The following is a 10,876-nucleotide window of genomic DNA, read 5'->3' on the forward strand; positions in this document are numbered from 1 at the left end:
AGGCGCAGCGGACCGGCGCGACCTTCCCTTGTACGCTGGCCTAGCTAGAGGAGCAGACGGCGATACAGGCGGAGGCCGTCGTCGGCGGCCTGCTGCCCAGCGCTTGTGGTGGCTGCCACAGCTTCCAGTTCGCAGCGGGCGGCGAGCCGTGGAGCGGCTGGGTCACGTTGCGGGAGCAGGACCTCAAACCAAAGGGGGTATCCCTGTTGCTGGCTCTCGACCTCTAACTCTGCCCCCCAGAGGCGGGCCCGGTTGAGGGCACAGATGAGCAGCGCCCGCCCGCCACCGCGGCGACGGTGGCGGGGGTGGACCGTGCCTTCACAGCGCAAGTGATAGCCCTCAGCGTCGCGCACGAGATGCAACAACGTATAGCCGATCAGCTCTCCTTCCAGCCCTTCCAGTGTCCCCCCCTGTCCCCAGGTGTTCAGATCGTCGTCGTCATCGAGCAAGACGAAGAGGGCCGGGCCAGGCTCACCCCGAGCCAGGCTAGCCTGCCAGTCTTCCCAGGCTGCGCGAGAAAAGAGGCAGCCATCGAGGCTCTCGGCCTGCTGGCGAAGATCCCAGAGCTGGGCCAGATCGCCGGGTCGCGCTTCGCGAACGCGCACGTGTTTTCACTCCCTTGTCATTGCGAACTGAACTGATGAAGTTGGCCGGATGTCGGGCGTGGGCCTGTCTTGGCTAGCCTGCCAGGAAGCCAGGACAGTCCTGCAAGATAAGAAGCATCCCCCTGCTTATAATAGCGCGCGCCGGGCAGGCCGGGCAACAGGCGTCTGCCGCTGCCTGCTGGCAGGTGGCCCGGCTTAGGAGCCAGACCGACCCATGGCCAGGCCGTCTGTCATATAATGTGAATGTTTGCCCTCTCCTGAAAAGAGCTGGATCGATGCAGGAAGGGGAAGCCAGAGAGATTCCCAAACCACAGCGAGCAAAGCAAAAGCAAAGGAGTGTGGCCTTGCACGATTCTGCTGCTGTAGAGAAGCTCCAGGCGATTCGTGAAGCCATGCCGGCGACGACGGCACATACGTATTTGAACACAGGAACCTTTGGGCCGTTGCCATCCTGTGTGATTGAGGCCATGCGTGAGCGGCTCCAGGCAGAATGGCGACAGGGGCGACTGGGAGCGGAGGCCCAAACCTCTCTACTGGCCTGCTATCGGGAGGCCAGGCGGCGCTGTGCCGAGCTGCTCAATGCGAGCGAGGACGAGATCGCGCTGACAGACAATACCGGCGAGGGGCTGAACATCATTGCCTTCGGCCTCAACTGGAGGGAAGGCGATGAAGTCATTACAACCAATCACGAGCATATCAGCGCGCTGGCTCCGCTCTACCAGTTGCGTGATCGCTATGGAATAGGCATACGCATCGCCGATCTGGGGGAACGCGGAGAGCGTGCGGCCGAGGAAGAGATTGCCAAGCTCATTACACCGCGGACGCGCCTGATCGTGCTCTCGCATGTCTCCTTTATGACCGGGGCTCGCTTTGATGTGAGCGCGGTAACCGCCCTGGGGCGGCGCCACGGGCTGCCGGTACTCGTCGATGGGGCGCAGGCCGCGGGGGCGATTGCCGTCGATGTCCAGGAGCTAGAGGTCGACTTCTATGCCTTTCCGATGCACAAATGGCTGTGCGGCCCAGATGGCACGGGGGGCCTCTACGTGAGGCGCACGGCCTTAGCTCAGGTGCAGCCGACCTACGTCGGCTACTACTCGCTCAAGCACGAGCAAAGCGGAGACTGGGAGCTGCACGAGACGGCGCAGCGCTTTGAGCTAGGTGGAAGGCAGACAGCCGCTCTGGTGGGACAGAGCCGAGTCCTACGCTGGTTGGCCGAAGAGGTGGGCCATCACTGGCTCCGGGAGCGAATTGCCTCCCTCAACCGCTATGCGGCTGATCTCCTCAGAGACGTGCCGGGGGTCCGCCTTCTGACGCCGCAGCCTGGAGCCAGTGGTCTGCTCTCATTCACCTTCGAGCGTGCAGAGCCAGAGGCGGTGGTCCGTCGCCTGGCGCAAGAGCACAATGTGCTCATTCGAAGCATTCATGAGCGGCAGGCCCTTCGTCTCTCGACAGGCTTCTACAATACCGAGGAGGAGCTAGAGAGGGTTGCCAGGATCTTGCGGACCTGGTCCTAAAGGCCCGGAAGGTGGAGGGTGCTGGGAGGGCACGGGCTTAGCCGGCCTGTGCGACCCTTCGCTCGCCCCTTGTTGACCAGAGCCAGAGCGAGTGGCATCAACCGAGGGGGAAGGAAGTCAATCGGGTCGATCGGGAGAGCGAGCTAGCTTCAAGAGTGGGGGAGCAGTCTGGAGAAACAGACGACGCCCGTGAGCGCAGGTGAAGCGGCGACGTCCTACTTTCCCACGGGACTGCTCCCGCAGTATCATCGGGGCTGGAGAGCTTAACTTCCGTGTTCGGGATGGGAACGGGTGTTTCCTCTCCGCAAGAGTCGCCGATTCGCCTGCACTCACAGGCGTTCGCGCTTGGCGAGAAGTATCGTAGCATGGCAAGGCCAGCTTTGTCAAGAGGCAACTGGCAGAGAACAGAGCTGCCGACCTCTCGCTCGAAGGTGGCGCGCACAATGCTGGCGGGAGGCTGGTCACGCCTGAGCGAGGGGATCAGGGCCGAAATTCTCGGGCCTCAGCCTGAGCGCTGATGAGCGACCACGGCCTCCGCCTCGCTCAAGCGCAGGGAGGCCAAGCGAGAGACGCTGTCACTTCCCATGGAGACGCCGTAGATAGCCTGGGCAGCAGTCATGGTCACTCGGTTATGAGTAATGACAATGAACTGCGTCCGCTCAGCCAGGCGCTTCAGAATATCGCAGAAGCGCGAGACATTGGACTCATCAAGGGCGGCGTCGACCTCGTCCAGCAGACAGAACGGCGGCGGATTGATTTCCAGGAGCGAGAAGAGCAGGGCAGCCGAGACCAGGGCCCGTTCTCCGCCCGAGAGCAGAGAGAGATCCTGCACCTTTTTGCCGGGGGGCTGGACGATGACCTCAACCCCAAAGGGCAAGCCGCTACGCGCCACGCTAGCGGTCTCCTCTGTGCCTGCTGGCTCGTCTTCTGCCGCGGCTCCATGCCCATTGCGGGCAGCCTGACTGCTGGTGCCGCCATGTCTGCTGGCGGAGCGTCCCTCGTTGCTCTCCTGAGAGCGTTCGCCCCCCTTGCTGACCACCAACTCCAGGCGCGCCTGACCGCCATTGAAAAGAGTGCGGAAATGCTCGCGGAAGCGAGCATTGACCGCCTCGAAGGTGGTCTCAAACTGGCGTGTCATGGTCGCATCGAGCTGACCGATGATTGTATGCAACTGCTCGGCCGCCTGCTCCATATCCGCGATCTGGGAGCTAAGGAACTCGAAGCGCTGACGCTCCTCCTCGTACTGGCGTGGGGCATCGGGATCGCAACCGCCGAGAGCTTTGAGACGGCTGCGCGTCTGCTCAATCTGGCGGCGCAGGCGACGCTGCCTTGCCTCTTCGTCCTCCTCAGGGCCTGGTCCTGGACGCTGGTCCTCTGCTGTCGAGGGGGGAGGGAGCTGAGAGATCAGCGCTCCCAGTTCCTGGGGCTGACTGAGACCCAGATCCTCCTGAATCTGGCTGAGGAGAGCGTCCAGGGCATCGCGAGCCCGCTGACTCTCCAACAGACAGCGCCGATAGAGGACCTCGCACTGACTCTGCTCCTGGCGTAAGGCGGCAAGCTGCTGCTCACTGGCCGCGAGGCGCTGCTCCAATTCGCGCAGGGCCTGCTCGCGCTGCTGGACACGCAGGCTGGCCTGTCGCGCCTGTTCGCGAGCCTGCTCTAGCTCACCCTGCAGACGAGCGATGCGCTCGCGCAGGTGCTGCTGCTGCTCCTCGACCTGGCGCAAGCGGAGCTGCTGCTGATCAAGCTGGGAGCGTAGCTCCTGCCGCTGCTGTTGAATCTCGGTCACCTGGCGCTCCAGGGTCTTGGTCTCCTGACGTTTGACGGCCATCTGAGTGCGCAGGCGTCCCAGCTCCTCTTGCTGGCGGCGGTAGACGGCGGCGCGCTCCTCAACCTGGGCCTGCAGCTCCTCAACAAGGCCCTGCAGCTCCTGCTGAGCTCGTTCATGGGCCTGGACCCGCTCGCGGGTGGCCTGCAGCTCCTGCTCCAGACCAGCGATTTCCGCCGCTAATTGCTGCTCAACCGAAGCGGCCATCTTCAGCTCTGTCTGCAGTCGCTCCTGTTCACGTTCACTGTGCGTCAGGGCACGATTTAGCTCCTGCAGACGCGCCGCATTCTTCTGCAAGTCGCGATCGAGGGAGGCCTGTTCAGCGCGGCGCCCTTCCTGGGAGCGCTGGATCTCGCTGAGCAAGCCATTGAGGCGATCGATGTGGGCCCTCTGGGTCTCAAGCTGGGCCGGTAGCTCGCGCAGCTCGCGTTCATAGTGAAGGAGGCCCCCACTGTGCTCGCCCTGAGCATTGCCCCCGCTCAGCCAGCCCTGCTGTAGAGCAAGCACCTCTCCTTTGCGCGTCACGAGGGCACGTAGAGGACACCCCGCCCGGGCAGAGAAGGCCGGCGCCTGAGCCTGGAGCCGGAAGGCAAACGAGAGATCCTCTACCAAGACAGTACCTGTGAGGAGGCGATAGCAGAGAGGCCGATAGCGGTCATCACATTCAATAAACTGCCAGGCCAGACCCACCACGCCCGGGCGCAGGTCAGGTGATTGGTTCAGGAGCTGTTCCAAGGCAGCCCGCTCCTGCTCCTGACCGGTCTGAGGAGGGAGGGCCGGCGAGGGCACAGCAGCACTGGAGGAGCCAGGCTCCTCAGAGAGCCAGAGCAGCAAGGCACGTCCGGCGCGCTGGCGCTCCAGATAGGTCAGACAACGTTCGGCTTCGGCCCGCGTGCTGACGACGACACCCTGCAGTGCTTCGCCAAGCGCGGCCTCAATGGCGCGTTCCAGCCCGGCAGGTGCCAGGAGCAAGCGCGGCAGGGGAGCAATCAGGCCTGGAACCTGGTCGCGTGGAGCACGCAGCAGGGCGCGCACGCCCTCACTGTAGCCGCTCAGATCACGTTGCCAGTTGCGTAGCATGGCGAGACGGTCAGCCAGCGTGCGCCGTGTGCGCTCGGCTTCAGCCAGCAGGCCTTTCAGGCGCTCTAGCTCCTGCTGGGCCTCCTGCATCAGGCGCTGGAGCGCCTGCTTGCGCTGGATCAGTTGCTGCTCCTCATCGCGAGCCACCTGGAGCTGCGAACGCTGTTCAGCCAAGCGCGTTTCCAGCGAGCGCAGGGCTTGCTGAGCCTGGGCCAGGGCTTCGCGGCGAGCGGCCAGGGCGCGGTTGCGCTCTCCCAGGTGCTTTTGCTGGCGTCCCAGCTCGGTCTGAGCGGCCCCAAGGCGGGCCTGAGTCTGGATCAGGTCGTTCTGGGCAGCACGCAGACGACGCTCATCTAGCTCGTAATCCTTCTGCACCTGGGCGACCGTTGCCTCCAGAGAGGCAAGGGCTTGGGCCGCTTCATCGAGAGCTTCACGAGCCTGCTCATGCGCCTCCTCTACATCGGTCAGGCGCTGCTCGGTAGCAATCAGACGTTCACGGAGCTGGCGCTCCTGGCGCTGCTGCTCCTCGCGCTGCTGCTGCATGCCTGTCACTCGCTCCTCAGCGACAGCCAATTCACGTTCAAGGCGTTGTAGCTGGCTGGCAGCCTCTCCGGCAGCACGGCGAGCGGCGCTGATCTGCTGTTGGGCCTCCTGGCGCTGCTGCAACAGCTCGCCACGCTGGCTCTCGGCCTCGTGCAGTGCCTGCTCAAGCTGATGGAGACGCGCCGCTTGTTCTGTTTCAGCGGCCTCGGCCCGTGCCGCGGCGGTCTGGAGTCGGTTCCACTGCAAGTGATACCAGGCCACCAGCGCCTGACGTAGCTCCTCTTGTAGGCGCGTATATTCGCGCGCACGCCTGGCCTGCTCTTCAAGCGGTCCAAGACGAGGCTCGATCTCGTTCACGATGTCATGGAGGCGCTGTAAGTTGGCCTCTGTCTGGCGCAGGCGCTGTTCAGCCTCAGCGCGCTGCACCTGGTAGGGACGGATACCGGCGGCGTCCTCAAAAAGGCTCCGTCGCTCTTCAGGGCGCAGGCTCAGGGCAGCATCAATGAGGCCCTGCCCGATGACGGTGTAGGAATCATGACCGATGCGAGCCTGAGCTAAAAGCAGCAAGACGTCTTTGAGTCGTACTTTCTGCTTATTGATGAAATACTCGTTCTCTCCCGAGCGGTAGCTGCGCCGCGTGACCGTGATTTCGCTATATTCCGAGGGCATCCAGCCGGTGCTGTTATCGATGGTCAGCGAGACCTCGGCCATGCCGAGGGCGGCCTTGCCATGCCCGCCGGCGAAGATAATGTCCTCGCTCTTCCTGCCTCGAAGCTGGCGCATGCTCTGCTCACCCAGGACCCACCGAATGGCATCGGCAATGTTGGACTTGCCGGCGCCATTCGGTCCAACGACGGCAGTGATGCCTGGACTGAATTCAAGGCAGGTGCGTGTTGCAAAGCTTTTGAAGCCAAGTAGCTCCAGACGCTTCAGATACACCGCTTATTCCCGGTCTATGGTACCACGGTTCTGTCGTGTGTCGTGTTCCCGATGATACCATAGCCGTGGGCCTGCCGTCGAGAGCAGAAGAGGGAGAGGGGGAGCAAGTCCTCCGCGCCGCGGCTAGCTAGAGGAGGCGCTGCTTGCTCTCAACAGCGGCCTGGGTAGGATATACTGCTCTCTATGGAGTGCCATCGGGCAAGAGCGCTGCTGTGGGGCGAGTGCAAGATGGCAAAGCTCAAAGGAAGCAAGGCAGCCGCCGGCTCAAGATGAGAAGGAGCGCCAGAAGGAGAAGAGGAGCGATGCTACGTTGGCTGATCTGTCTCACTGGTCTACTGGTAATCGGCCTTGGTCTAATCGTGGGCTGGCAATCGCATCAGGTGACCTACCGCAGCAGCGGGCGGGCAGCGATTGCGCATTATCTCTCAGATCCCCAGACTCATGAGGGCTATCTGCAGCTAGAGGGGAGTCCCACCCTCTATCTGCTCAGAGAGCAAGATTTTGCGCCGCCGATCAAGGGGACAACTACCCTCAAAGATTTGATGCTCGTGGGACTGCTCTACCGACCCGATGAGAGCACGGCCATTGATGTACAGGCACGCATGGGGACGCACCTGGTTGGTCAGGCCTACACAGTTGTGGCCCTGACCCTTTACGACCTCGATGGAAGAGCGATCCAAGAATTCAGGAGTACGCTCTATCGGCAGCACCCCCAAGGCTTTTACGAGAACGACTGGCCACTCGGTGGGGCAATCAGCCTGCTCGGGGCTGTGGTGATCCTCGCAGGAGGAATCAGGGTATGGAGAGGCCAGGACCAGAGGGGTAGACGACGCCAGCAGCCGGGGCAGGCCAGCGGGTCGCAGCCGACCTCGACAGGCTTGCCCCCAGCGGCATGGGCGCCAGCGTTGCGCCTCCCAGCGAAAGCCGGGTCACCAGAAGGGAGATCGTTGGGAGTAAGGCCGCCGGGGGGACCTTTGGGGTCCGGGAGATCAACGGGACCAGAACCATCTGAGCCATCTTGGCCGCAGCGGTGAGGTGCAGCGCGCGCAGAGCAGAGATCAGGTCGAACCTGGCTTGACGCTGAACCTGGCCGTCTGCTATGCTGCTCTGCAGACAAAAGGAACAGCAACCGGTGGCCAGCCGACAGGTGCTGACGAGCCAGGGGCCTTGTCAAGGCTGTGACCACAGCGCTCCCGGCCCAGGGAACCGCACCGGCGGAAAGGTGAGACAAATGAAGCCACCTGGTGCTGCCCGTCGAGATCACCTGGCAAGCGCTTGCTCATGTTCTTACTGGTTCCACTGCCGGCCCTGACCAGGACGCTGCTGACAGCCCTCATTGCCCTGCTGACGCTCGTCGGCATCATGACGCGCCCTTTCCGCTGGAATGAGGCCCTGATCGCCCTGGCGGGAGCGGCACTATTGCTGCTCCTGGGTCTGATCAGTCCCCTGGTAGCGCTCCAGACACTGCTAGGGGACTGGAATGTCTTTCTCTTCTTTCTGGGCATGATGGCCCTGTCGGCCTTTGCCGATCAAGCTGGTCTCTTTGATTGGCTGGCGATCGTGGCCGCCCGTCTAGCGCGGCAGCGAGCCCGGCTCCTCCTGCTCAACGTTTTTCTGATCGGCAGCCTGATCTCAATGGTGCTCTCTAATGATGCCACTGCCCTGATCCTAACGCCCGTCGTCTACACCCTCGTCACGCGCCTGCGGCTGCCAGTCATTCCCTACCTATTCGCGTGCACCTTCATTGCTGATACCGCCTCCTTTCTGCTGCCGGTCAGTAACCCGATTAACATCCTGGTGCTCTCACGCTTTCAGCTTGACCTGTGGACCTTTCTGCGTTTGCTCTGGATACCAGCGCTGGCAGTAATTGCCATCAACATCGGGGTATTTTGCTGGCTCTACCGGCGTGAAGTGCGGGGGAGCTTTGACCTGAAGCGTCTTCCCTCGCCGGAGGAGGCGATCAAAGTTCCGGGCTATTTCCGCTACTGCTGTCTGGTGCTGGCAGCAGTGGCAGTGGCCTATGTGCTGGCCTCAGCCAACGGCTTTCCCCTTTCCTGTGTGGCCCTGGCGGGGGCGCTCCTCCTGCTCGCGGGAGCACTGCGCTGGCATCAGTTCAGGCCACGTGAGCTGGCCGAGCATATCTCGTGGTCGCTCTTTGGCTTTATCGCCGGCATGTTCATCATTGTTCAGGCTGTTGAAGAGACCGGCCTGACGCGTCTCTTTGGAGAGCTGCTGCTCCGCCTGTCAGGAGGGAGCACCCTGGGAGCGGTCTTAGTAGGAACCCTGGGGGCAGCGCTGGGAACTAATTTGATCAACAACGTGCCGATGGCAGTAGTACTGACTGCCTCGCTGCAGGCACTGCACGGGCAGCTTGCGCCGACGACGCAGCTCGCTTTTGTGGCAGCGACCATCTTCGGCTGTGACCTGGGGCCGAACCTGACGACAGTCGGTTCGCTGGCGACCGTGCTCTGGCTGCTCATTCTGCGCCAACGGCAGCTTGACATCTCTGGCCTGGATTACTTTAAGGTAGGTATCCTGGTGACGCCACTGATGCTACTGGTGGGGGCCGTGCTGATCTGGCTCCTGCTCTAATGGCCAGGCAGGGAGCAAAGGCAGAGAGCACTTCTCTGGCTGGCGCCAGGGGAGCGCCGGTAGCCTGGGCTAGAGCCAGGAAGGGAGGTTCTCACGGTGTCGACCTTGCGTCTCCTTGGCTGTCTCGATGGAGTCAATGCTGAGGTTCTGGGGCAGGCGATCAGCCAGCTCTGGCCCTCGGCGAGCGGTCAGCAGCCGCAAGTGGGCCTGCTCTATGTGATTGATACGCGCCCCCGAGGGGAGCTGGAGCGGAGACGAGAGCGCTTCTGGCGCCCTCCCCATCTGCCATTAGCGCGTCAAGAGCAACTACGGCAAGCAGAGCGCGAAACAGCGCAAGAGATCCTACAGGAAGGGGCGCGCTATGTGCGTGGGGCAGAGCTCCTGCAACGTGAAGGACGAGCCGAGCAAGAAATTCTCCGCTGTGCCCAGGAGTGGGGAGCAACCCTCATCGTCCTCTGTGCGCGTTCACCACGCGGAGAGCGAGGACCAGAGCAAGGTCCGGCCTCGGTTGGGCATGTCGCGCGCTTTGTGCTGGATCATGCAAGCTGTCCAGTCCTGCTCCTGCGGGGTTCCTGGAGCCTGGCCTCCGCCAAAGAAGGCCCTGCCTGAGCCAAGGGGAGGAGCCGAACTGAAACAGCAGGCGCCTGCCGGGCGTGAAAGACTCAGGAGACCTCTTCCAGGCAGGTCAGCAGCGACCGGCCGAGCGAACCGGAGCGCCGTGGAGAAAACAGCCCCGACTCACCCACCAGTACCAAGCGATCAGGAACGGGCAGCTTGAGGGAAAAGGGGAGTACGGCTTGTAGGGTGGCCATTCCCGGTGGAATTGGCTCTGGAAGGATTGCCGCAGCGTGATATAATCGTAAAGCGCTCGGAAATTTCGGTAGAGACCGAAATAGGGCGCGCCATTCCGGGCGAAAAGAGCCGGCACAGATGGCGCCACTCCACCAGTGGGCCCCCGAGGAGTGGCGGGCGATCCGCGCAGCCATAGGCTCTTGCGCCATGCAGTGATTGTGAGATGAGCCTATGTCACACAAGCGTGAGGAGCAGCTGCCAGAGGAGAAGGCCGGGGCAAAAACCATTCTCATCGTGGAAGATGATGACGGGATCGGCACCTTTCTGGTCCAAGCAATCTCTCAAGAGACCCCCCACCGCGTGCTGCTGGTTCACGATGCCTTTCAGGCTCTCAAAGCGGTGCGCTCAATTAGGCCCGGGTTGCTGATTCTCGATTATCAGTTGCCCGGAATGAACGGCATCGAGCTATTCGACCAGTTGCAAACGATGGAAGAGCTGGCCTCCATTCCAACGATCCTGGTCAGTGCCCGTCTCCCTGAGCAGGAGATCCGACAGCGCCAGATCGTTGGACTGAGTAAGCCCTTAGAGCTGGATGAGCTGCTTGAGACGATCGAGCGCTTGCTTGGGAGCGGCCCCGCTGCTCGCTGAGTCGCTGCTCCTCGAGCGAAGCAGCTTGCCTGTCAGTGCTCGCCGAGTGAAGCAGGCCCAGTATAGGAGGACTCGGAGTGAGCGAGGCGCAGGTGGACCAAGCCACTGCCACAAAGAAGCAACCGTTCGGTTGGCGGGAGGGCAGAGGGAAGCGAGAGAGGAGGCCGTCCAGCACTGGGGTCCCACCAGGCCAGTGCATCGCTTGCAACGAGCACGTCCTGCTGACTCTGAACGGAGAGAGGCCCGGCCCAGGAGGCGACAGCGCGAATGAAATTGTAGACCCGGCGGGCGGGCCAATCCGAGGCGGGGACGAGGAAATCCTCCGGGGAGGGGGC

Annotated in this window: 7 protein-coding genes, 1 rRNA gene and 1 pseudogene; 5 read left to right on the forward strand and 4 right to left on the reverse strand. The window is 62.6% G+C overall.

What is annotated here, in order from left to right:
* Positions 1-44: 44 nt before the first annotated feature.
* Positions 45-605 (reverse strand): GNAT family N-acetyltransferase, encoded by a 561-nt coding sequence (locus IRZ24_RS00350; protein WP_297159400.1) that lies wholly within the window; start codon positions 603-605, stop codon positions 45-47.
* A gap of 344 nt (positions 606-949) precedes the next feature.
* Here IRZ24_RS00350 and IRZ24_RS00355 point away from each other — a divergent pair, with 344 nt between their 5' ends.
* Positions 950-2,119 carry an aminotransferase class V-fold PLP-dependent enzyme gene (locus IRZ24_RS00355; protein ID WP_297159403.1) on the forward strand — a complete coding sequence of 390 codons (1,170 nt, stop codon included), beginning with the start codon at positions 950-952 and terminating at the stop codon, positions 2,117-2,119.
* Positions 2,120-2,321: 202 nt separating this feature from the next.
* On the opposite strand, the gene rrf is transcribed toward IRZ24_RS00355, so the two are convergent.
* Positions 2,322-2,438: ribosomal RNA gene (rrf, locus tag IRZ24_RS00360) — 5S ribosomal RNA — on the reverse strand.
* Positions 2,439-2,621: 183 nt separating this feature from the next.
* Positions 2,622-6,509: a chromosome segregation protein SMC gene (gene smc, locus IRZ24_RS00365; RefSeq protein ID WP_297159406.1), complete on the reverse strand. Its 3,888-nt coding sequence runs from the start codon at positions 6,507-6,509 to the stop codon at positions 2,622-2,624.
* 302 nt (positions 6,510-6,811) lie between these two features.
* On the opposite strand from smc, the gene IRZ24_RS00370 reads away from it, so the two are divergent.
* From IRZ24_RS00370 to IRZ24_RS00385, 4 genes are all read left to right on the forward strand, one after another.
* Positions 6,812-7,543 carry a hypothetical protein gene (locus tag IRZ24_RS00370; protein ID WP_297159409.1) on the forward strand — a complete coding sequence of 244 codons (732 nt, stop codon included), beginning with the start codon at positions 6,812-6,814 and terminating at the stop codon, positions 7,541-7,543.
* A 247-nt stretch (positions 7,544-7,790) separates the two neighbouring features.
* A complete protein-coding gene (locus tag IRZ24_RS00375) occupies positions 7,791-9,101 on the forward strand; it encodes an SLC13 family permease (protein ID WP_297159411.1) in 1,311 nt (436 codons plus the stop codon).
* 96 nt (positions 9,102-9,197) lie between these two features.
* Positions 9,198-9,710 carry a universal stress protein gene (locus tag IRZ24_RS00380; RefSeq protein ID WP_297159413.1) on the forward strand — a complete coding sequence of 171 codons (513 nt, stop codon included), beginning with the start codon at positions 9,198-9,200 and terminating at the stop codon, positions 9,708-9,710.
* Positions 9,711-10,124: 414 nt separating this feature from the next.
* A complete protein-coding gene (locus tag IRZ24_RS00385) occupies positions 10,125-10,541 on the forward strand; it encodes a response regulator (RefSeq protein ID WP_297159415.1) in 417 nt (138 codons plus the stop codon).
* A 32-nt stretch (positions 10,542-10,573) separates the two neighbouring features.
* Here IRZ24_RS00385 and IRZ24_RS00390 read toward each other — a convergent pair.
* Positions 10,574-10,876: pseudogene (locus tag IRZ24_RS00390) on the reverse strand (hypothetical protein); the annotation flags it as partial.

The organism is Thermogemmatispora sp. (assembly GCF_019683755.1).
Taxonomy (GTDB): domain Bacteria; phylum Chloroflexota; class Ktedonobacteria; order Ktedonobacterales; family Ktedonobacteraceae; genus Thermogemmatispora.

What these genes read in the sequence shown, in the direction of transcription:
- IRZ24_RS00375 (WP_297159411.1), top strand. Translation starts at nt 7,791, where the DNA reads ATGTTCTTACTGGTTCCACTGCCGGCCCTGACCAGGACGCTGCTGACA.
- IRZ24_RS00370 (WP_297159409.1), top strand. Translation starts at nt 6,812, where the DNA reads ATGCTACGTTGGCTGATCTGTCTCACTGGTCTACTGGTAATCGGCCTT.
- IRZ24_RS00385 (WP_297159415.1), top strand. Translation starts at nt 10,125, where the DNA reads ATGTCACACAAGCGTGAGGAGCAGCTGCCAGAGGAGAAGGCCGGGGCA.